19 protein-coding genes are annotated in these 21,505 nt (G+C 71.3%); 5 read left to right on the forward strand and 14 right to left on the reverse strand.

The genetic code is table 11. The features are described from left to right. Positions 1–48 precede the first annotated feature (48 nt). Genes ACHAAC_RS02070 through ACHAAC_RS02080 form a run of 3 tightly spaced genes read left to right on the forward strand, consistent with a single transcriptional unit; the run spans position 49 to position 1,929 of the window. Entirely contained in the window at positions 49–1,365 is a 1,317-nt protein-coding gene (locus tag ACHAAC_RS02070; protein WP_435714245.1) for a PspC domain-containing protein, read from the forward strand. Further along, a complete protein-coding gene (locus tag ACHAAC_RS02075; protein ID WP_435714246.1) occupies positions 1,362–1,721 on the forward strand; it encodes a hypothetical protein in 360 nt (119 codons plus the stop codon). The genes ACHAAC_RS02070 and ACHAAC_RS02075 overlap by 4 nt, the downstream gene beginning before the upstream one ends. Beyond that, entirely contained in the window at positions 1,693–1,929 is a 237-nt protein-coding gene (locus tag ACHAAC_RS02080) for a PspC domain-containing protein (protein ID WP_435714247.1), read from the forward strand. The genes ACHAAC_RS02075 and ACHAAC_RS02080 overlap by 29 nt, the downstream gene beginning before the upstream one ends. Here the strand turns inward: ACHAAC_RS02080 and ACHAAC_RS02085 are convergent. The 9 genes from ACHAAC_RS02085 to guaA form a co-directional block, all read right to left on the reverse strand. After that, complete coding sequence (locus ACHAAC_RS02085) at positions 1,862–2,884, reverse strand: glycerophosphodiester phosphodiesterase family protein (RefSeq protein WP_435714249.1); 1,023 nt, start codon at positions 2,882–2,884, stop codon at positions 1,862–1,864. The genes ACHAAC_RS02080 and ACHAAC_RS02085 overlap by 68 nt on opposite strands. 178 nt (positions 2,885–3,062) lie before the next feature. After that, positions 3,063–4,598, reverse strand: a complete 1,536-nt coding sequence (locus tag ACHAAC_RS02090; protein WP_435714250.1) for a gamma-glutamyltransferase — start codon at positions 4,596–4,598, stop codon at positions 3,063–3,065. Positions 4,599–4,608: 10 nt separating this feature from the next. Further along, positions 4,609–4,968 carry a cation:proton antiporter gene (locus tag ACHAAC_RS02095; protein ID WP_435714252.1) on the reverse strand — a complete coding sequence of 120 codons (360 nt, stop codon included), beginning with the start codon at positions 4,966–4,968 and terminating at the stop codon, positions 4,609–4,611. After that, the gene (locus ACHAAC_RS02100) at positions 4,965–5,222 is read right to left on the reverse strand and encodes a monovalent cation/H+ antiporter complex subunit F (RefSeq protein ID WP_435714254.1); all 258 of its coding nucleotides are present in this window, start codon (positions 5,220–5,222) and stop codon (positions 4,965–4,967) included. The genes ACHAAC_RS02095 and ACHAAC_RS02100 overlap by 4 nt, the downstream gene beginning before the upstream one ends. Further along, positions 5,219–5,587, reverse strand: a complete 369-nt coding sequence (locus ACHAAC_RS02105) for a Na+/H+ antiporter subunit E (RefSeq protein WP_435714256.1) — start codon at positions 5,585–5,587, stop codon at positions 5,219–5,221. The genes ACHAAC_RS02100 and ACHAAC_RS02105 overlap by 4 nt, the downstream gene beginning before the upstream one ends. Then, complete coding sequence (locus ACHAAC_RS02110) at positions 5,584–7,092, reverse strand: monovalent cation/H+ antiporter subunit D family protein (protein ID WP_435714258.1); 1,509 nt, start codon at positions 7,090–7,092, stop codon at positions 5,584–5,586. The genes ACHAAC_RS02105 and ACHAAC_RS02110 overlap by 4 nt, the downstream gene beginning before the upstream one ends. After that, positions 7,089–7,478, reverse strand: a complete 390-nt coding sequence (locus ACHAAC_RS02115) for a sodium:proton antiporter (protein ID WP_435714259.1) — start codon at positions 7,476–7,478, stop codon at positions 7,089–7,091. The genes ACHAAC_RS02110 and ACHAAC_RS02115 overlap by 4 nt, the downstream gene beginning before the upstream one ends. Further along, complete coding sequence (locus ACHAAC_RS02120) at positions 7,475–10,210, reverse strand: DUF4040 family protein (protein ID WP_435714261.1); 2,736 nt, start codon at positions 10,208–10,210, stop codon at positions 7,475–7,477. Before ACHAAC_RS02120 ends, ACHAAC_RS02115 begins: the two co-directional genes overlap by 4 nt. Before the next feature lie 148 nt (positions 10,211–10,358). Next, positions 10,359–11,927: a glutamine-hydrolyzing GMP synthase gene (gene guaA, locus ACHAAC_RS02125; protein WP_435714262.1), complete on the reverse strand. Its 1,569-nt coding sequence runs from the start codon at positions 11,925–11,927 to the stop codon at positions 10,359–10,361. A 238-nt stretch (positions 11,928–12,165) separates the two neighbouring features. Here guaA and ACHAAC_RS02130 point away from each other — a divergent pair, with 238 nt between their 5' ends. Next, positions 12,166–12,984, forward strand: coding sequence for an adenylate/guanylate cyclase domain-containing protein (locus tag ACHAAC_RS02130; protein WP_435714264.1), 819 nt, complete (start codon positions 12,166–12,168; stop codon positions 12,982–12,984). A 121-nt stretch (positions 12,985–13,105) separates the two neighbouring features. Here the strand turns inward: ACHAAC_RS02130 and ACHAAC_RS02135 are convergent, their stop codons facing one another. The 3 genes from ACHAAC_RS02135 to ACHAAC_RS02145 all read right to left on the reverse strand — a co-directional run bounded on the left by ACHAAC_RS02135 (position 13,106) and on the right by ACHAAC_RS02145 (position 17,597). Continuing rightward, positions 13,106–14,794 (reverse strand): GMC oxidoreductase, encoded by a 1,689-nt coding sequence (locus ACHAAC_RS02135; RefSeq protein ID WP_435714266.1) that lies wholly within the window; start codon positions 14,792–14,794, stop codon positions 13,106–13,108. 48 nt (positions 14,795–14,842) lie between these two features. Next, positions 14,843–16,393 carry a succinic semialdehyde dehydrogenase gene (locus ACHAAC_RS02140; RefSeq protein WP_435714267.1) on the reverse strand — a complete coding sequence of 517 codons (1,551 nt, stop codon included), beginning with the start codon at positions 16,391–16,393 and terminating at the stop codon, positions 14,843–14,845. 97 nt (positions 16,394–16,490) lie between these two features. Continuing rightward, positions 16,491–17,597, reverse strand: coding sequence for a GuaB3 family IMP dehydrogenase-related protein (locus ACHAAC_RS02145; protein WP_435714269.1), 1,107 nt, complete (start codon positions 17,595–17,597; stop codon positions 16,491–16,493). A 218-nt stretch (positions 17,598–17,815) separates the two neighbouring features. On the opposite strand from ACHAAC_RS02145, the gene ACHAAC_RS02150 reads away from it, so the two are divergent. Further along, positions 17,816–19,063, forward strand: a complete 1,248-nt coding sequence (locus tag ACHAAC_RS02150) for a Fic family protein (protein ID WP_435714271.1) — start codon at positions 17,816–17,818, stop codon at positions 19,061–19,063. Positions 19,064–19,166: 103 nt separating this feature from the next. On the opposite strand, the gene guaB is transcribed toward ACHAAC_RS02150, so the two are convergent. Continuing rightward, complete coding sequence (guaB, locus tag ACHAAC_RS02155) at positions 19,167–20,678, reverse strand: IMP dehydrogenase (RefSeq protein WP_435714272.1); 1,512 nt, start codon at positions 20,676–20,678, stop codon at positions 19,167–19,169. A gap of 66 nt (positions 20,679–20,744) precedes the next feature. After that, complete coding sequence (locus ACHAAC_RS02160) at positions 20,745–21,503, reverse strand: ABC transporter permease (protein WP_435714274.1); 759 nt, start codon at positions 21,501–21,503, stop codon at positions 20,745–20,747. Positions 21,504–21,505: the final 2 nt, after the last annotated feature.

Consider the following 21,505-nt stretch of genomic DNA (forward strand, 5'->3'; position numbering starts at 1 on the left):
GGGTGGTGCCCGATGGTCCGCCGGCCGCGGGCTGGGCAGGATGTTGGCATGAACCAGACCGAACCGGGCCCCACCACAGGGCCCGACGACGCCCCCGGTGACGGCTTCGACGCCGCCCGCGTCCGCACCGTCGGTGAGATGCGTCGTTCCAAGGACGACCGCCTGATCGCCGGCGTGTGCGGCGGCGCCGGCCGTCATCTCAACATCGACCCGATCATCGTCCGCGTCGTCCTGGCCGTCCTGTGCCTCGCGGGGCTGGCCGGACTGATCATCTACGTCGCCGCGTGGCTGCTCCTCCCCTCCGACGACGCCGAGCGCAGCCTCACCGCCGAGTGGTTCGACATCGGCCCGAGCGAGCCGCAGGTCCGCACGACCGGCCTGTTCGTCGCCGGCCTCCTCGCCCTGCTCGCCGTCATCGGCGACACCAGCTGGGGCTTCACGTTCTGGCCGTTGTGGGTCCTGGCCTGGCTCGGTCTCCCGGTCGTCGGCCTGTACTGGCTCCTCGTGGTCCGCCCCCGCAAGGCGCGCAGGCAGCAGGCCGGGGCGGTCCCGACCTCCCCCGCCCATCCCTCGACGACCCAGCCCTGGACGACCCAGCCCCAGGCCGAGCAGTCGACCTGGACGCCGTCCGACGGCACGACGACGCTCCAGGCCCCCGCGGCGGGCCCCGGGCATGGAGCCGACACCCCGGCCACAGGCTGGCCGCCCCCCGCGGAGCCTCCCGGCCCCGGGCCGTACGCCCCTCCCCCGGCGCCCGGACCACCGAGGCAGCGTCGGCCGTTCTCCTGGGCTCTCACGCTCCTGACCGTCTCGATCACCGCGATCACGATGGCCGGCCTGTTCCTGTGGGCCGAGCAGGGCGAGGCGCTGCGCTGGACGGTCTACGTCGCCGTCGCGCTCGGCCTGACCGCGGCCGGCCTGCTGGTCGGGACCGTGGTCGGCAACGCCGGACCCCTGATCCCCGTCGGGCTCGTGCTGACCTTCGCCTTGCTGGTCGGCGCGCTCCTGCCGTCGCTGCACGCCGGCGATCCGCGGTGGGAACCACGGTCGGCCGCTGCGGTGGAGTCCGAGTACAGCCTCGGGATGGGCCGCTTGACGCTCGACCTCACCGACGTCCGCGACCCCTCGGCCCTCGAGGGCCGCACGGTCGACCTGAGGCACGGCATGGGCGAGACCGTCGTCATCGTCCCGGAGGAGCTCGAGGTCGAGCTCGACGCCAGGATGACGGCCGGTGCCGTCGCGTTCCTCGACCGACGCTGGAGCGGGACGGGCCTGGACATCGAGCAACGCAGCGACGCGACCGCCCCGGTCCTCACGCTGGAGATGGAGCAGTCCATGGGACAGATCAGGGTGGTGCGACGATGAACCGACATCCCTTCCGCTGGGGCAGTGCCGTCTTCGGGCTCCTGTTCGCCGGAACCGTCCTGGCCTGGAGCGTCAGCGAGCTCGACGTGCTCGACGCCGAGACGGCGGGTGCGGCGGTCGCCGCCTCGCTGATCGTGCTCGGCATCCTGGGCATCGTGGCGACCGTCCGGATCTCCCGCCGGCCGGCCCAACCATCCGTCCCCCCGTCGGCCGAGCGTCCTGACCACGACGGTGAGAGGCTCGAGACCACCGACGATCCCGACGACGTCGGCACCCCCGACCTCAGCACTGACACCGACACCAACACCGACACCGAGGAGGCCCCCGATGGGCAAGAAGCTCCAACGCAGCACTGATGACAAGTGGATCGGTGGCGTGTGCGGCGGCGTCGCCCGCTACGCCGGCATCGACGCCAACCTGGTCCGGCTGATCGTGGTCATCGCCACGGTCCTGGGCCTCGGGTCGCTCATCCTGATCTACCTGCTGGCCTGGCTGATCATGCCCCAGCAGGCGCCGCCCGGCTCGCAGACCATCGCGCACGAGCCGCCACCGCCGTCTGCGTGAAGTCCGAGAACACGCCGTCCACGCCGGCGTCGAGGAACGCGAGGTACTCGCTCTCGGCGCCGCCGTGGGCGGCTCTCTCGTGCCCCTGACGGAAGTCCAGCGGCAGGAAGTTGTTCTCGTCGCGCATCGTCCAGATGTGCACGAAGAGCCCCTCCGCGTGCGCGCGCTCCACCAGCCCGGTGGGTCCGGTGAGCCGGTGCTCGTCGTCGCGGCCGATCACCTGGCTCTTGCTCGGCCCGATCCCGTCGGCGTAGCGGGCGATGCCGGCCAGCTCCTCGGCCGACTCCAGGTCCGCGTACGTCCTGGCGTCCCCCGCCACGACGAGGTCCCACGGGGCGCCCGCACGGTCCATCAGCTGCACCAGCGGCAGCGGGGTCCGCGGCCGCAGGCCGCGCAGGTTCTGCATCTCGTAGGACTGGATGATGACGGGGACGTCCGCGTCCGGCCGGTTGAGGCCGTGCCGCTCCAACGAGTCCACGAGCAGGTCGTCGAGGTCCAGGTCGAGGTCGTGGAAGTACGTCGGATGCTTGGTCTCGACGTAGACGCCCACCGTCCGATCGGCTGAGCGCGCAAGGGTGAGGACCTCGTCGAAGGTCATGATCGGCTCGGTGTCGTTGAGGGCGAGATTGTGCTCGCGCAGCTGCGGCAGGCGTTCACGGCAGCGCAGCGAGGTCAGCTCCGAGAGGGTGAAGTCCTCGGTGAACCACCCGGAGAAGGCCACCCCGTCGACGAGCTTGGTGGTGCGTCGGTCGGCGAACTCCGGCCGGGACGCGACGTCGGTGGTGTGCCCGATCTCGTTCTCGTGGCGGACCACGAGAACCCCGTCCTTGCTCGCGACGACGTCGGGCTCGATGTAGTCGGCACCCTGCGCGATCGCGAGCTCGTAGGACGGGCGGGTGTGCTCCAGGCGGTGCCCCGGGACACCACGATGGCCGATGACGACCGGCGCGTTCATGCCCTCAGTCAATCATCCGTTGCCGTGACGCGGCGGGACGCGCGCGTCCCGTGTCCCGCCGGGCCCGCCGGCCCCGGAGGCGGTGAGTGTCTCGTGGAATGAGCGTCCATTCGACGACCAACACACCGCCCGCGCCGAGGTGGGACCACCGACTCACCGCCCGCAGGGGTAGCACGGCCTACTCACCGCCGCCGGCGCGGACGAGGCGGACCGCCCCGTCGCGGCGAGGGTCTGCTGCGGCCTCAAGGTGGGCGCGCCCGCCGTCGCCGTGACGCAGCAGGGTGGCGCCCACGCCGCCGTAGTACATCGTCAGGTCCGACTCCCGCTTGACGACCTCGTCTGCACGACCGGCCCGATGGACGTGGACGCGCGGGTGGTTCACCGCCTGCTGCAGACCCAGCCCCCCGCCCGCGAAGCCGGCGAGCACCTGCGCGATCGCCGTGGAGATGCGGTCGGCTCCCGGGGACCCGATGGCCAGGGCCGCTCCGTCGGCGTGCCGGCCCACGGTGGGCGCCATGTTGGACAGCAGCCGGGTGCCCGGCGGGAGACCGTGCAGCCCGGCCGGGTTCAGCTCTTGCTCCCCCAGGCAGTTGTTCAGCCAGATGCCGGTGCCGGGTGCCACCATCCCCGAGCCGTACCCCGAGGAGACGGTGATCGCGCACGCACCTCCCTCGCTGTCCGTGGCGGACACGTGCGCCGTGGAGCCCGAGGCGTGGCCCAGCAGGGCTCCCGGCTGCTCCGAGACGAGGCGCAGCAGCTCGGCGGCGTCTCGCTCCAGGTCGTCGCTGTGGTCCAGGACGTCGAGTCGGTGACCGAGGACGGCCCGCTGGGCGCGCACCAGCACGTCGACGTCCGCATCCGACCAGCGGCCGTCGACGACCTCGTGCGGGCGGCCGTCGAGCAGCCGGAGGATGGCCGCGACGCACACACCCCCGACGGCCGGCGGAGGGTTGGTCGCGAGGCTCCATCCGCCGACCTGCGTCGCGAGGCTGGGACGCACCACCGGCCGGTACGCCGCGAGATCCTCCCGCCCGAGCAGTCCACCGCGAGCCGTGACGTCCTCGGCGATCAACCGGGCGAGGTCGCCGGTGTGCAGCGCGGCAGCGCCCTCCTCGGCGATGAGCTCCAACGAGCCGGCGAGGTCGGGGACGACCACGAGGTCGGTGGCGATCTCACCCTCGAAGCCCTTCCGGGTCTCGTGCACCGCGGAGCGGCTGCGCGGGTCCCAGCCGAAGATGTCGTCGTGCACGTGCTCCAGGTAGAAGCGCGACGCCGAGCCCAGACGGAAGCCACCACGGGCGACGTCCGTGGCCGGGGCCACGAGCTCGCGCCACGGCATGCGCCCCCAGCGTCGGTGCGCCTCCTCGAAGCCGGCCACCGCACCGTGTGCGGCCACCGAGCCCGGGCCGATCGTCACGGTCACGCCACCGCCGTACTCGGTGTGGACGTCCCACGTCCCGCTCCCGTCCGCCGGTCGCCGCCCACCGCGCCCGGGCATGTCCATCCACCCGTCCACGGTCACCGGGGTGGAGCCGTCGGGCGGTTGCACCGTGACGAACCCGCCCGAGCTCAGCGAGACGATGCCCACCTCGTTGACCATCGTCACCAGGGCCGCCGCGATCGCAGCGTCCACGGCGTTGCCGCCGGCGCGCGCGACCTGCTCACCGGCGTCGGCCGAGGCCTCGTTGGGTGCGGCGAGGGCGACGTCGGTCATGGGGCCGGTCTCATCGGGCGTCGGGCTCGTCACCGGGGTCGTGCAGGTCGTGCAGCTCCGAGGCGTCGGTACCGGGCTCGAAGTCGTGGCCCGTGAGCACGGCTCCCCGCGCGATGGCCATGCCGCCGATCGCCGAGGTCACCAGCTGCAGCGCGATCGCCAGCACCGCCTTGACGGCGTTGGACACCGACGGGTCCAGGAGCACCACGCCGACCACGACGAAGCCGACACCGATGCCCGCAGCGGTGGCCACCGCCGATGCTCGCGTGTAGGGGTCGAAGAGGGTGATCAGGCCGACCGCGGCCAGGATGAACACCATGGCGCCGGCCAGGAGGAAGACCTGGCCCAGCACCTCCAGCACGGTGGTCATCGCCACCCCCTGGTGAGGGCACGGGCCAGGGAGACCGAGGACAGGAAGGCGACGAGCGTCGCCACGAGCACGAGGTCCAGCGTGGCCGTGCTCCCGGCCCGCACGCCGATGAGTGCGACGAGCGCAACGAGGGCGAAGGTCAGCAGGTCCGAGGCCACCGCACGGTCGGCGGGCGTGGGCCCCACGACGATGCGGTACGCACTGAGCACCGAGGCGAAGCCGCACGCCACGAGGGCGACGTCGAGCCCGATCATCGGCTGTCCTCCACGGCCAGGGCGTGCAGCATCCGGTCCTCCATGTGGCTCAGGTCGGCCAGGGCCGAGTGACGGTCGGCGTGGTACATCGAGTGCACGAGCAGGCACCGGCCGCCGTCCTCGCGGGGGACGACGCCGAGCGTCAGCGTGCCCGGGGTGAGGGTGATGAACGTGCCGATCAGCGTCACCTCGGCGTCGGTGCGCGAGCGCAACGGCATCCGCACCACGCGGGCAGTCGCGTCCGAGCCCGGGGTCGCGATGTCGTGCAGGATCTTGCCCGAGGAGATCAGGACCTGCCAGGCGAACCACCCGGTGAAGACCACGAGCCGGCCGGGCAGGAGCAGTGCACGCTTCGTCCCCGTCATGACAGCACCGCCTCGACGTAGCTGGTGGTGTCCAGCAGCCCGGCCGCCGCGACGTCGGTGAGGGCGAGCAGGCCCTCACCGCCGAGGCCCAGGAGAAGGGTGGCGACGGCGAGCAGGAGGCCCGGGCCGGCGAGCGCCAGGCCGACCCTCGGCGGCGCCGCCACGGGCCCACCCGTGGCGGTCTCGGTCGCGGTCTCGGTCTCGGTCTCGGGCGAGACGAAGACCGCGTCCCAGATCTTCAGCATCGACAGCAGGGTCAGCAGGCTCACCGCGACGGCCACCGCGGCCACCGCCAGCTGGTCGGCCTCGACCGCCGCCACGACCACCGCCACCTTGCCCACGAAGCCCGAGAACGGCGGCAGACCGGCCAGGGAGAGGGCAGCCATCAGGAAGGCGGCAGCCACCACCGGCTCGCGTCTCGCGACCGCCCCGATCTCGGCGAGCCGCGAGGTGCCGTGCCGGACCTCGACCGCGCCGGTGGACAGGAACAGCGACGCCTTCACGATCATGTGGTGCAGCAGGTAGAAGATGCCGGCCGCCAGTCCAGCGCCCGTGAACAGCGCCAGCCCCACCAGGACGTAGCCGATGCCGCTGATCATGTTGAAGACCAGGATCGAGCGCATCGTCCGCTCCCCCACCGCCCCGAGCGCGCCCACCAGCATCGTCAGGCTGAAGGCCACCAGACCGATCCAGAGGTAGCGCTCGTCGCCGTCGAACACCACGGAGTAGATCCGGTAGATGGCGTAGATCGCGACCTTGGTGTGCAGCCCGGAGAACAGCGCCGTCATCGCGGGCGAGGTGGCGGGATAGGCCCGTGCCAACCAGCCGTGCGTGGGGAAGGTCGCCGCCTTCATCGACAGTGCGACGAGGCAGACGGCGGTGGCCGCCGCGACGGTGGGCGACTCCTGGGCCCGGCCCGCGAGCTCACCCAGGTTGACGGTGCCGGCGGTGCCGTAGACGAAGGCGACGCCGACGAGGAAGAGCGTGGAGACGAAGAGGTTGAACGCCACGTAGAGACGCGATCCGCGCACGGATCGATCGGTCCCCTTGCGCCGCCCCGCCAGCACCAGGAGCCCGTACGACGGCAGCAGCATGACCTCGATGAACACGAAGAGGTTGAAGATGTCCGCCGTGAGCAGGGCTCCGTTGACGCCGGCCGTCACCACCAGGAGCAGCGGCGCGAAGAGCGGCTCGCGGCCGGGACCGGAGGCGACGGCGAACCACGCACACACCAGGACCAGCAGGCCGGTGGCCGTCAGCATGAGTGCGGAGAGCTGGTCGACCACGAAGGGGATGGCGATGCCGGCGGGCCAGCCCCCCACGGCATGGGAGACGACCTCGCCGTCGCTCGTCTCGGCCACGAACAGGCCCGAGACCACCAGCAGTCCGACCAGGGAGGCGAAGGCCACCGGCAGCACCCACCGGGCGGCCGCGGGGGCCATCGCGGTGAGGCCGGCCATGCCCAGGGGCACCGCGACCATGAGGGGCAGGATGACGTCGTTCATCGCGGTCCGCCCTCCTCGACTCCGGGCCCATCGAGTCCGGGCCCATCGAGTCCGGGCCCATCGAGTCCGGGCTCCTCGTCCAGCAGCCCCGGTTCCTCGTCCTCACGACCGGTGACGGCCAGGACGAGCAGGTAGACGGTGATGGAGAAGGCGATGACGATGGCCGTCAGCACGAACGCCTGCGGAAGGGCGTCAGCCACGACGGCGGGGTCGAGGTCGCTGCCGAGCGGCTCCACCCGCCGAGCGCTCCCTCCCGCGGCGAAGATCACGAGGTTGACGGCGTGGCTCAGCACGACGAACCCGAGCACGACGCGCAGGAACGTGCGGTCGAGCAGCAGGTAGAGCGCACCGGCTGTCAGCACGCCGACGGTCAGGGCCAGGATCATCGCGTTGCCTCCTCGAGGGGTGCCTCGTCGTCCTCGACGACAGGGGACCCCAGCAGGCTGATGGCGGCCAGGATCACGCCGAAGACGGCGAGGTAGACGCCGAGGTCGAACACCAGCGCCGTCGAGACCTCCCAGCCGAGCAGGTCGAGCTTGATCGGCTGGAGGAACGAGCCGTCGACCAGGCCGACGAACCCGATCGCGGCCGCGAGCAGCACGCCGGATCCCGCGATCGCCAGATAGGGCAGGCGACGCGTCGTCCATCGGTCGCTGGAGGCCGACAGGTAGGCCGCGCCCACCGCTGCGGCACCGACGAGGGCGGAGATGAACCCGCCACCGGGGGCGTTGTGGCCGCGCAGCAGCGCGTAGAGGGAGAAGCCGGCCATGATCGGCACCAGCACGCGCGCGAGGGTGCGCAGGAAGACCAGGTTGTCCGGGGAGTCGTCCAGGGCGGTGTGGTCGATCGTGACCGGTGGGCCCTCCAGGGGGCGGCGAGAGCGCAGCAGCACCGCCATCGCGAGGCCGGCGACGGCGAGGACCACGAGCTCGCCGAAGGTGTCCAGGGCACGGAAGTCCACCAGGATCGTGTTGACGACGTTGCTGCCGCCCGTCTCGTTCTCGGCCTCACGAACGTAGTACTCACCGGCCGGCGAGAGGGTGCTGCGGCCGGTGAGCGCCAGCGTGGCGACCGTGGCCGCGACGCCACCGGCGACGGCGACCACGCCGGTGACGGCCCGGCGACGGGGCGCCCGGGGGCGGAACGTCCGCGGCAGGCGACGCAGCACCATCACGATGATGACGACGGTCAGGAACTCCACGAGGAGCTGGGTCAGCGCCACGTCTGCCGCACCGAGGACGAAGAACCACAGGGCCACGCTGAAGCCGACGATGCCCGCCGAGATGACCGCACCCATGCGGCTGGTCGAGGAGACGACCGCGACGACGCCCACCGTGACCAGGAGCAGGAGACCGGCATCCACGGGCTCCGCGGCCGGGGCTCCGGAGCGCCACCCGCCGGTGGACACCACCGCTGCGACCCCCGCCAGCGCCACCAGGACGATGGGCACGGCGAGGTGTGCGGCCGGCTGGTCGGTGCGGGTGAGGTCGCCGACGCGCCGGCCGCCGGCGATGACGACCTCCTGGACCCGGTTCACGGCAGCGACACCGGTGCCCGGGAACAGGGGACGATCCAGCACGACGTCCACCCGTCGACGGGCCAGCACGAGCGCGAGCGCGAGGCCCAGCACGACGGCGGAGACGAGCAGGGCGGTGTTGAGTCCGTGCCAGAGGTAGACGTCAGGCACTTCGGCGAGCGGGACGCCGCCGGCCGCCGCGGCGGCCGGACGGACGATCCAGTCCAGCAGCGGGGCGCCGAAGCCGAGCAGGGCGCCTCCCAGCGCGGAGACCGAGACGGCCGAGACCATCGAGACGGTGCCGCGGGGCCCGTTCAGCGCCATCGGCGAACCGGCGAAGGTGTGGACCACGAGGCGGGCGCTGTAGGCCGCGGTGAACACGGCAGCGAGAGCGATGCCGGCCACGGCCACCCAGCCCTGCGCGTCGAGCCCGGCGTCGAAGATCAGCTCCTTGCTCACGAAGCCGAGCAGCGGGGGGACGCCCGCCATGCTGAGCGCCGCGAGCGCCAGCATGAGCGAGGTCCACGGCATGGCCCGTGCCAGCCCGTGCAGCTCGCGGATGTCCCGCGTGCCGCTGCGGCGCTCGATCAGCCCCACGTACATGAACCCGGCCGACTTGAACAGGGCGTGCGCGACCACGTGCACGCAGGCCGCGAGCATCGCGTGGGAGCCGCCCACGCCGATGATGGCGACAAGCAGGCCCAGCTGGCTCACCGTGGAGTACGCGAGCAGCTCCTTGATGTCGGTGCGCTGCAGGGCGAACACCGCCGCCATCACCGAGGTCACGACACCGAGGCCCACCAGCAGGACCGGCCAGGCCGGGGAGGCCGACGCCGCGTCGGCGAAGCGCAGGAGCAGGTAGATGCCGGCCTTGACCATCGCCGCGGCGTGCAGGTAGGCACTGACGGGGGCCGGGGCCACCATCGCGTCGGGGAGCCAGGCGTGGAACGGGAACTGGGCCGACTTGGTCAGCGCCGCCACGGCCACCAGGACGGCGGCCGTGGTGGCGAAGGCAGGGTCGGTGGTCCAGGCGTCGTCGGTGAGTGCCTCGGACAGGCTGGTCGTCCCGGTGCGGGCAATCATCAGGGCGACGGCGCCGAGCAGGCACAGACCACCCATCGCGGTGACGAGCAGCGTGCGGGTCGCCGGGGCCACCGCGTTCGGTCCCGAGCGCAGGATCAGCAGGTAGGAGCACAGCGTCGTCAGCTCCCAGGCCACGAACAGCAGCACGAGGTCGTCGGCGAGGACGAGCACGAGCATCGCCGCGGCGAAGAGCACCATGAGCGTGTAGAAGGCCAACGGCCGGGCCTGCGTGATGTAGCTGGCGCTGTAGAGCATCACGAGCGCACCGATGCCCAGCACGAGCACCGAGAACAGCAGGCCGAGGCCGTCCATGCGCAGGCTGAACGAGACGCCGAGCGAGGGAATCCACGGGACGCTCTGCGTCAGCTCCCCGGACGACCACAGGACGACCGCGCCCGCCGTGCCGGCACCGAGCCCGGCGGCGAGCGGCCACCCGGCGCGCGGACCGAGCGTCGCGGCCAGCAACGGGGCGAGGGCCACGAGACCGGTGGTCGCCGCGACCAGGAGCAGCAGGCTCACCGGACGGGGCCTCGGACAGGCAGGATCACGAAACGGCTCTCTGGGGTCGACGACACGGTGCCGACCAGACTTCCCGGCTCACCAGCCTCCAACCTATCGCAGCGAGCCGGGGGGCGCGGACCAGCGGGGGTCGACTCCCGCACGGCGCTCACTCCCACTCGATGGTCCCCGGCGGCTTGCTCGTGATGTCCAGCACCACGCGGTTGACGTCCTCGACCTCGTTGGTGATGCGCGTGGAGATCTGCTCGAGGACCTCGTACGGGAGGCGGCTCCAGTCCGCCGTCATGGCGTCCTCGCTGGAGACCGGCCGCAGCACCACGGGGTGGCCGTAGGTCCGTCCGTCGCCCTGGACGCCGACGGAGTGGACGTCGGCCAGCAGCACGACGGGGAACTGCCAGATGTCCGTGTCCAGCCCGGCCCGCGTGGTCTCCTCGCGCACGATGGCGTCCGCCGCGCGGAGAATGCTCAGCCTGTGTGCGTCGACGGCGCCGATGATCCGGATGGCCAGGCCCGGGCCGGGGAACGGGTGACGGCCCACGATCGCCTCGGGGATGCCGAGCTGACGCCCGACCTCGCGGACCTCGTCCTTGAACAGTGTGCGCAGCGGCTCGATCAGCGAGAACTCCAGGTCCTCGGGCAGGCCGCCCACGTTGTGGTGGCTCTTGATGTTGGCCGCACCCTCGCCGCCGCCGGACTCCACGACGTCGGGGTACAGCGTGCCCTGCACGAGGAACCTCACCGGCGGCCCGGGGGTGGCGAGCACCTCGCGCTCGGCCTCCTCGAAGACCCGGATGAACTCCCGGCCGATGATCTTGCGCTTCTCCTCCGGGTCGGTGACGTCGGCCAGGTGGCCGAGGAACTGCTCCCGCGCATCGACGACCTTGAGGTCGACGCCGGTGGCCTCGACGTAGTCCTTCTCGACCTGCTCGGCCTCGCCGCGTCGCAGCAGGCCATGGTCGACGAACACGGCGGTGAGCCGGTCCCCCACGGCGCGCTGCACCAGCGCGGTGGAGACGGCGGAGTCGACGCCACCGGACAGGGCGGAGATCACGCGCGCGTCGCCCACCTCGGCCCGGATCTTCTCCACCTGCTCCTCGACGATGTTCACGCTCGTCCACGTCTGGCGGCAGCCGGCGATGTCCACGAGGAAGCGCTGCATGATGTCCTGGCCGTGCTCGGAGTGCAGGACCTCGGGATGCCACTGGACCCCGGCCAGCTGACGCTCGACGTCCTCGAACGCCGCGACCGTGGCCCGTGGGGACCGGGCGGTGGTGACGAAGCCCTCGGGCGCACCGACCACCTCGTCCCCGTGCGACATCCACGAGACCAGCGAGGACGGCAGTCCGTCGAGCAGCGTTCCCGGCTCGACGACCTCCACGGCGGTGCGTCCGTACTCACGCTGCCCGGTGCGGGCGACATCGCCCCCGAGCGCCGCCGCCATGGCCATGAAGCCGTAGCAGATCCCGAACACCGGCACCCGGCCGTCGACGAGGGACGGGTCCAGGTGCGGGGCGCCGGGCGTGTAGACCGACGCCGGGCCCCCCGACAGGATGATGGCCCTGGGCTCGCGGGCCAACATCTGCTCGACGGGCATGGTGTGGGGCACGATCTCGGAGTAGACCTTGGCCTCTCGCACGCGACGGGCGATGAGCTGGGCGTACTGCGCCCCGAAGTCGACGACGAGGACGAGGTCATGGTCTGGGGTCACACGCCTCATCGTATCGGCGCGAAAATTCTCTCGATCACCTCGTAACCCCCCGGGACGCGCATCGTTGAACCGGATAGATCTGACAACACTCCCTCCCGTTGGATCTGGTGTCCACTTCCTGGTGGCACTACAGGACCCGGTCCGTGAGCTCCCTCCCGACCGGGTCCTGTGCTGTCCGGGGCCGTCCGTCCCAGCCAGGCCTCGAACCGTCCGCGCCTCTGCGCCCTCTCACGCTAGATTTCAGCTGATGTCCATCCTCGAGCTCGTCCTCCTGCCGGTCGTCGCGCTGCTCTCGGCCGCATGGGTCGTGACGACGGTGCTGTGGCTTCGGGCACGGCGCAAGGCCATCGGTCTGCGCAAGCGGCTCGACCAGGTCGAGCAGCCCCGACGTCGTCGCCGGCGGCTCGTCCCCACCCCGACGCAGGCGGTCCGAGGTGCCGTCGAGACCGCCATCATGGTCAAGGACCACGGACTCGGCGGGGTCCTGCGCAGCTCGATCGAGGACCTGGCCGGCTGGGCCGACGTCGAGCGGCCGGACCTGGTGCGCATCGCCGCCCTCGACGGCACCGTGACCATCCTCTTCTCCGACATCGAGGACTCCACGGCGCTCAACCACGAGCTCGGCGACCGCGCCTGGGTGCACCTGCTGCAGCGGCACGACCGCATCGTCCACCGCGCCGTGCAGGAGCACGGTGGACACGTGGTCAAGACCCAGGGTGACGGCTTCATGGTGGCCTTCGGCTCCCCCGAGCAGGCGGTGCGCGCAGCCATCGACGTCCAGCGCGACATTGCGATGGTGCGGCCCGGCTCGCGCTTCTCGGCCGTCAACGTCCGCATCGGGGCACACCGGGGCTCGACGGTGCACCGCGACAACGACCTGTTCGGCCGCAACGTCGCTCACGCCGCTCGCGTGGCCTCGCAGGCCGAGGGCGGCGAGATCCTCGTGAGCGACACGGTGCTGGAGCAGCTGGACGAGCAGGACTTCGTCGTCACCGACTCCCGCGAGGTGCAGCTCAAGGGCATCCCCGGTTCGCACCACGTCCACGCGATCGACTGGGCCCGCTGACCCGACCCGACGCCAACGCCGACCGTCCACGTTGCCCACATTTCGTGAGCCCCTGCACCCACCATGCCGACTGTTCACACATCTGGGTGCACTGGCTCACGAAATTCGTGGGACGAGGCGACTAGCTGACCCCCACGATGGGCAGGCGGAGCGCCGCGGGGGCGTCGTCGGGGACCATCGGGTTCTTCGGCGCGATCGGGTCCAGGGCGCGGTAGCCCTCGCCCACCGCCGGCCGGACGTCGCTCTCGCCCTTGTTGGGCCAGTACGCCATCGCCCGCTCGGCCTGCGCCGTGATGGTGAGCGAGGGGTTGACGCCCAGGTTCGCGCTGATCGCCGAGCCGTCCACGACGTGCAGGCCCGCGTGGCCGTAGAGCCGGTGGTACGGGTCGATGACGCCGCTCTCGGCCGAGTCGCCGATGCAGGCACCGCCCATGAAGTGCGCCGTCAGCGGAACGTTGAACGGCTCGCCGATCGTGCCGCCGGCGGTCCCGCCCATGTGCCTGGCCATGTGCTGGACGGCCTCGTGGCCGGGCTCGATGAAGGCCGGGTTCGGCGCGCCGTGGCCCTGCCTGGAGGTCAGGCGACGACCCAGCAGGCCGCGCTTGGTGTAGGTGGTGATCGAGTTGTCGTGCGTCTGCATGACGAGCGCGATGATGGTCCGCTCGGACCAGTGGCGCAGGTCGTAGAGCTTGAAGAGGTTGCGCTTCTGCACCCACATCTCGCGCAGCCAGACCCGCCAGCGGGCGTTCGGGCCGCTGCCGTCGGTCAGGACCGTCTGCATGAGCGACATCGCGTTGGAGCCCTTGCCGTAGCGGACCGGCTCGACGTGCGTGTGCTCGTCGGGGTGGAAGGACGACGTGATCGCCACGCCCTCGGAGTAGTCGACGTCCGTGCCGTCGGCGATGGCGCCCAGCAGGGCTTCGGAGTTGGTGCGCGTGAGCAGCCCCAGGCGCTGCGAGACGCCCGGCAGGACGCCCGTGTCGCGCATCGCGTGCAGGAGCTTCTGCGTCCCCATCGTGCTGGCGGCGAAGACCACCTGCTCGGCCGTCATCGTGCGACGCCGGCGGAAGCGCTTGTCGGTGCCTCGGACCTCCACCGCGTACCCGCCTCCCGGCAGGGGACGAACCGCCGTGGCCGTCGTGAGCGGATGGACCTCGGCGCCGTTCTGCTCGGCGAGGTACAGGTAGTTCTTGACCAGCGTGTTCTTGGCGTTGTGGCGACAGCCCGTCATGCACTCGCCGCAGTTGATGCAGGCGTTGCGCTCCGGCCCGGCACCACCGAAGTAGGGGTCGGCGACCTTGTCCCCGGGCTCACCGAACAGCACCCCGACCGGTGTGTGGTGGAAGGTGCCCTCCACGCCCATGTCGGTGGCCACCTGCTTCATGATCCGGTCGGCCGGCGTCTGCATCGGGTACGTCGTGACCCCGAGCATCCGCTTGGCCTGGTCGTAGTACGGGGCCAGCTCCTTCTTCCAGTCCGTGATGTGGCCCCAGGCCGGGTCCTTGTAGAACGGGTCGAGCGGCTCGTAGAGGGTGTTCGCGTACACCAGGGAGCCGCCGCCCACCCCGGCGCCGGACAGGATCAGGACGTCCTTGAGCTTGTCGATGCGCTGGATGCCGTAGCAGCCGATCTGCGGCATCCACAGGAACTTGCGCAGCCGCCACGAGCTCTTGGCGAAGTCCTCGTCCCGGAACCGCTTGCCGGCCTCCAGCACGGCCACCGAGTAGCCCTTCTCGGTCAGGCGCAGCGCCGAGACGCTGCCGCCGAAGCCCGAGCCGATGACGATGACGTCGTGGTCGAACCCGCTCATCCGTTCCTCCTCATGGTCGTGCCCTGCCTCCGCGCACCGTTCGGGCCGTCACGCTCGGGGTGTCCGCCGCAGGACCCTCAGGCCGGCGGTGAGCAGCTTGGAGTACGTCTCGGGCGGGACGAACGCCGGTCCACCCATCGGCACGGCCCGCTGCACGGCCACCGATTGCGGCTCGGTGTAGCGCAGGATGCCCTCGATGCCCTGCCGGCGGCCGACGCCCGAGCTGCGCATGCCACCCATGGGGGCGTCGATGCTGCCGAAGCTCGCGGCGAAGCCCTCGTTGATGTTGACCGTGCCGGCCTTGATGCGCGGGGCGATGCGCCGGGCCTCGCGCACCGAGCCGAAGATCGATGCGTTGAGGCCGTAGTCACCCGCGTTGGCGAGGCTGACCGCCTCCTCGACGCTGCGGTAGGGGTACAGCGAGACGAGCGGGCCGAAGGTCTCCTGCGCGAAGCACTCGGCCGCGTTGGTGACGCCGTCCAGGACGGTCGGCTCGAAGAAGTAGGGGCCGAGGTCCGGACGGGCACGACCACCGGTGAGCACCGTGGCTCCGTTGGCCACCGCGTCCTCGACGTGCTTGGTGACGGTCTCGACCTGCGACTGCGAGATCAGCGATCCCATGTCGGTGTCCCAGTCCAGCGAGGCGCCGAGGCTCAGCGCCCGGACGCGACGGACCAGGGCGTCGCGGAAGGCGTCGTACTGGGACTCGTGGACGTAGAGCCGCTCGATCGAGACGCACAGCTGGCCCGCCGAGGAGAAGCACGCGGTGACGGCACCGGCGGCGGACCGCTCGACGTCGGCACCGGGCAGCACGATCATCGGGTTCTTGCCGCCGAGCTCCAGCGAGCAGCTGATCAGCCGCTCCGCGGCCTGCTTGGCGACCATCGTCCCCGTGGCCGTGGAGCCCGTGAAGCAGACGTAGTCGGCGCGCTCGATGATCGCCGTGCCGACCACCGAGCCGGGGCCGCTGACGACCTGCCACACGTCGGCCGGGACGCCGGCCCGGCGCAGCAGCTCCACCCCCGCCAGGGCGATGAGCGGGCTCTGGCTGTCCGGCTTGAGCACGACGGCGTTGCCCGCGGCGATGGCCGGGATGCCGTCGGCCAGTGCCATCGACAGCGGATAGTTCCAGGGGCTGATGATGCCGACGACGCCCTTGGGCACCTGGTTGACCTCGACACTGGTCAAGCCGGGCAGCGCCCCGTTGCGTCGGTGCGGCGCGAGCTGGCGGCGCAGGCGGCGGGCGTAGAAGCGGGCGGTGAGCGCCAGGTGGGCGACCTCGTCGAAGGCGTGGGCGCGGGACTTGCCGGACTCGACCTGGATGAGGTCGAGCAGCTCGTCGGTGTGATCGAGGATGAGGTCGTGCAGGCGCAGCAGGGCCTCGGAGCGCGAGCGCAGCGGAGTGCGCGCCCATCGCTCCTGTGCGACGCGGGCGGTGTCGAAGGCCGTCTCGACGTCGTCGATGCTTGACGTCGGGACGGCGGCGACGGCCTCGCCGGTCAGCGGCGAGGACGTGGTCCGGGTCTCCTGCGTGGTGCTGCGGATGATCCCGGTGAGGCTGCGAACACGGGACTCGGGGACGACGCCGGCGATGGACATGAGCGTCAGGATACCGCCGGTATGTGATCTGCGCACCACCCTGTGGCGATCCTCTCGCGCCGGGTCGACGCGACGGCGCGGACCGCCGCGGGAGTGGTCAGGAGACGACGACCTCGACCCGCTGGAACTCCTTGAGCTCGGTGTACCCGGTGGTGGCCATCGCACGGCGCAGGGCCCCGATGAGGTTCATCGTGCCGTCGGGGACCGAGGAGGGACCGAACAGCACGGACTCCAACGACCCGACGGTGCTGAAGCCGACGCGCTCGCCACGCGGCAGCTCGGAGTGCCAGGCCTCCGCACCCCAGTGGAAGCCGCGGCCCGGGGCTTCGGTGGCGCGGGCGAAGGGCGAGCCGATCATGACGGCGTCGGCGCCGCAGGCCACGGCCTTGGCGATGTCGCCGCTGCGGCCGATCGAGCCGTCGGCGATGACGTGCACGTACCGGCCACCGGACTCATCGAGGTAGTCACGCCGGGCCGCGGCGACGTCGGCGACGGCCGAGGCCATGGGCACCGCGACGCCCAGGACCGAGCGGGTGGTGTGCGCCGCCCCGCCGCCGAAGCCGACGAGGACGCCGGCCGCGCCGGTGCGCATGAGGTGCAGCGCCGCCTGGTAGGTGGCGCAGCCGCCCACGATGACCGGGACGTCGAGCTCGTAGATGAACTCCTTGAGGTTCAACGGCTCGGTCTGCCCGGAGACGTGCTCGGCGGAGACGGTGGTGCCGCGGATGACGAAGAGGTCGACCCCGGCCTGCACGACGACGTCAGCGAACTCCTTGGTCCGCTGGGGCGAGAGCGCGCCGGCGACGGTGACCCCGGCATCGCGGATCTCCTGCAGCCGGGCGGTGATGAGCTCGGCCTTGATCGGCTCGGCGTAGATCTCCTGCATGCGCGCGTTGGCGGTGACGCCGTCGAGGCTGGCGATCTCGGCCAGCAGCGGCTCGGGGTCCTCGTAGCGGGTCCACAGGCCCTCGAGGTCGAGCACGCCCAGGCCACCGTGGCGGCCGAGCTCGATGACCGTCGCCGGGCTCATGACGGAGTCCATCGGCGCGGCGATCACCGGCAGGTCGAAGCGGTAGGCGTCGATCTGCCAGTGGGTGGAGACCTCCTCCGGATCGCGGGTGCGCCGGCTCGGCACGATCGCGATGTCGTCGAAGGAGTATGCCCGGCGGCCGCGCTTGGCGGTCCCGATCTCGATCTCAGCCATGCGCTCACCCTAAGGGGGAACCCCGGTCGTCCCATCCAGCGACGCGGACGTGACCCTTTGGGGACTCTTCCGGTTCGACGGAAGCAGCGGCAACCAGGCACTGGGGTCTCAGAGCCACCTGGCACCACCGCGTCTCAAGTGTCAGTTACCGAGGTCAACTGACAACAACGGTAGAGTTGTTGTCAGTTGCGGACCCACCAGCCAGACGAGGACACCTCATGACCATCGACCCACGACGCCACCCACGCGGGGAGACGGACTCCAGCGACTGGCCCCCGCACGGTCAGGAGACCGTCGCGTGGTCGAGCCGGAACCGTGCCGCGAGTCGCATCGACAGGGAGCTCACCGAGGTCGAGGTCAACCTGCCGCCGCATATCGCCGACCTCGACCACAACGCTGCCCCGACACTTCTGGCCGCCATGGAGGACGCGCTGCGCCAGGTGAACCGCCTCGACCAGGTCCACGGCGGCAGCCTGAGGTCGTTGAACGCCCTGTTGATCCGCACCGAGTCGGTGGCGTCGTCGAAGATCGAGGACATCGAAGCAGACGTGGAGGACTACGCTCGCGCCCTGCACGGCATCAAGGCCAACGCATCCGCCACATCGATGGTCGCGGCCACCGAAGCACTGGCAGCCATGGTCGACGAGGTCGGTCGAACCAAGCAGATCTCGTCGTCCTCGATCCTGAGGGCGCACGAGGCGCTGATGTCAGACGACCCGTCCGAGCGCGGCTACGCCGGGGTCCTTCGAGACATGCAGAACTGGATCGGCGGCACGAGTGACCACTCTCCCATCGCGGCGGACTACGTGCCACCGCCGCCCGAGGCTGTCGAGGAGTACATGGCCGACCTCGTCACGTACGCCAACCGCGACGACATCCCCGTTCTCACCCAGGCGGCCATCTCGCATGCTCAGTTCGAGTCCATCCACCCCTTCACCGACGGCAACGGTCGCACCGGCAGGGCGCTGATCAACGCCATCCTCCGTCGCCGAGGTGTGACCACCTACTGCGTGGTCCCGCTCGCGAGCGCCATCGTCGCCCGTCGCAGTCGCTACTTCTCCGATCTCGGGGCCTACCGCTCCGGGCACGTCGCGCCACTGCTCACGACCTTCACGGCCGGAGCCAAGATCGCGTCCGAGGAGTCCAGCAAGGCGGCCGACCTCCTGGCCGAGGTGCCCACCACATGGCGACAGACCCTCGGGCGCGTCCGCACAGGTTCAGCGACGGACCGCGTCCTCACGCTCTTGCAGGACACCCCGATCACCTCTGCCGACGACATCGAGAGGCGGCTGCCCGGCGTGCCGGAGCGCAGCGTCTACAAGTCGATTGCGAGGCTGGAGGAGGCCGGGATCCTCAGCGCCCTCACCGGACGCAAGCGCAACCAGGTGTGGGGAGCGAGCGCGGTCCTGGACGAGCTGGACGACCTCGGCAAGCGCATCGCAACGCGCGCGATGCGAGAGATCTGAGGCCCGCGCACCCCCGACCATGAACGAGCGACGCAAGGAGCGAAGGGTGCACGTCAGGTCGACGGACGAGCCTGCGTGGGTGAGACGACGCGCAGCGAGTCGGTCAGCGGCTGCCGTAGTTGGGGGCCTCGGCGACCATCTGGATGTCGTGCGGGTGGCTCTCCTTGAGCCCGGCGGTGGTGATCCGCACGAAGCGGCCGCGCTCCTTCAGCTCGGGGATCGTCGGCGCGCCGACGTAGAACATCGACTGGTGCAGGCCGCCCACGAGCTGGTGCGCGACGGCGCCGAGCGGACCGCGGTAGGCGACCTGGCCCTCGATCCCCTCCGGGACGATCTTGTCGTCGCTGACGACGTCGGCCTGGAAGTAGCGGTCCTTGGAGTAGGACTGCTTGCCGCGCGAGGCCATCGCGCCGATCGAGCCCATGCCGCGGTAGCTCTTGAACTGCTTGCCGTTGACGAAGATCAGGTCGCCGGGGCTCTCCTCGCACCCGGCCAGGAGCGAGCCCACCATGACGGTGTCCGCGCCGGCCACGAGCGCCTTGGCGATGTCGCCGGAGAACTGCAGACCGCCATCGGCGATGAGCGGGACGCCGGCCGGGCCGCAGGCCAGCGACGCCTCGTACACGGCGGAGATCTGCGGCACGCCGACCCCGGCGACGACGCGCGTGGTGCAGATGGAGCCCGGCCCGACGCCGACCTTGACGGCGTCGACCCCGGCGTCGACCAGCGCCTGGGCGCCGGCCCGGGTGGCGACGTTGCCGCCGATGACCTGGATGCCGTCGAAGGCGCGGTCGGCCTTGAGCCGGCGGATCATGTCCAGCAGCAGCCGGGCGTGGCCGTGGGCGGTGTCGACGACGAGCACGTCCACCCCGGCCTCGCGCAGGGCGTTGGCCCGGTCCCAGGAGTCACCGAAGAAGCCGACCGCGGCGCCGACGAGCAGGCGTCCCTCGTCGTCCTTGCTGGCCAGGGGGTACTGCTCGCTCTTGACGAAGTCCTTGACGGTGATCAGGCCCGAGAGCCGGTCGTCGGCGTCGATGATCGGCAGCCGCTCGCGCTTGTGCTGGCGCAGCAGGGCCGAGGCGTCCTCGCGGGAGATCCCGACGGGCCCGGTGACCAGCGGCATCGGCGTCATCACGTCGACCACGAGGGTCGTCGCCCACTCCGCCACCGGGGTGAAGCGCAGGTCGCGGTTGGTGATGATGCCCAGCAGGCGGTTGTCGGGGTCGACGACGGGCAGGCCCGAGACGCGGTACTCGCCGCAGATCTCGTCGAGCTCCTCCAGCGTCGCCTTCGGGCCGATCGTGACCGGGTTGGGGATCATGCCGGTCTGGGTCCGCTTGACCAGGTCGACCTGGTAGCTCTGGTCCTCGATGGACAGGTTGCGGTGCAGGATGCCGATGCCGCCCTCGCGCGCCATCGCGATCGCCATGCGCGACTCGGTGACGGTGTCCATCGCGCTGGACAGCAGCGGGATGCGCAGCGTCGTCTCACGCGTCAGCCGCGCCGTGGTGTCGACCTCGCTCGGGATGACGTCCGTCTCGCCCGGCAGCAGCAGGACGTCGTCGTAGGTGAGTCCGAGGGCGGCGAACTTGTCTGGGATGCCCGGCTGATCCATGCGCCGATCCTACGCCCGTGATCCAGCCCACGTGCCCCCGGCGGCGGTGCGGGCGAGCGGCCCCGGTCAGGCGGGCAGTGCATCCCGCAGGTCCGCCGGCATCAGCATCCGGGCGGCCACCAGCCGCTCCACCAGCACGACGGTGATGACCTGCGCGGCCATGATGCCGAACAGCACCAGCACCTGGGCCGTGCCCGCCTGCACCGGTGACCCACCACCCAGCAGGACGCCGATGAAGGCGCCGGGCAGCGTCACCAGTCCGGTGGTCTTGAGCTTGTCCAGGTCCGGCAGCAGCGCCTCCGGCACGCGACCGTGGACGACCTCGCGGATCGCCTGCGCGGGCCGCAGCCCCACCGACAGCCCGGCCTCGTACTGCGACGTCTCGTCACGCAGGGCGTCCAGGGCGCGTCGGGCGGCGAGCGTGTGGGCGGACATCGTGTTGCCGATGACGATCCCGGCGATCGGGATGATGGCGATGCCCTCCAGCGGGACGGCCCCGGTGGCCAGGATGATCGCCAGGACGGGCAGCAGACCCGCACCCATGGCCAGCGCGGCCGCCGGCCACAGCGCGATCGACCCGACCCTGCGGGACGTGGTGAGCACCGCGGTCGCGAACATCACCACGACCAGCACGGCGGTGAGCGCGAGGTTCTCGACCACGGCGGCGATCACGAGCGCGATGACCGCGAGCTGCAGCAGCGCCCTGGCGGCTGCGATCGCCGTGGCGCGCTCCAGCCCGTACCCGCCGATGCGGTGGACCACCAGCGCGAGGGCCAGCAGCGCCACGAGGGCGAGGCCGACGGGGAGTCCGGGCTCGATCGTCACAC

It is taken from the genome of Aeromicrobium sp. CF4.19, assembly GCF_051262555.1.
In the GTDB taxonomy this organism is placed as follows: Bacteria; Actinomycetota; Actinomycetes; order Propionibacteriales; family Nocardioidaceae; genus Aeromicrobium.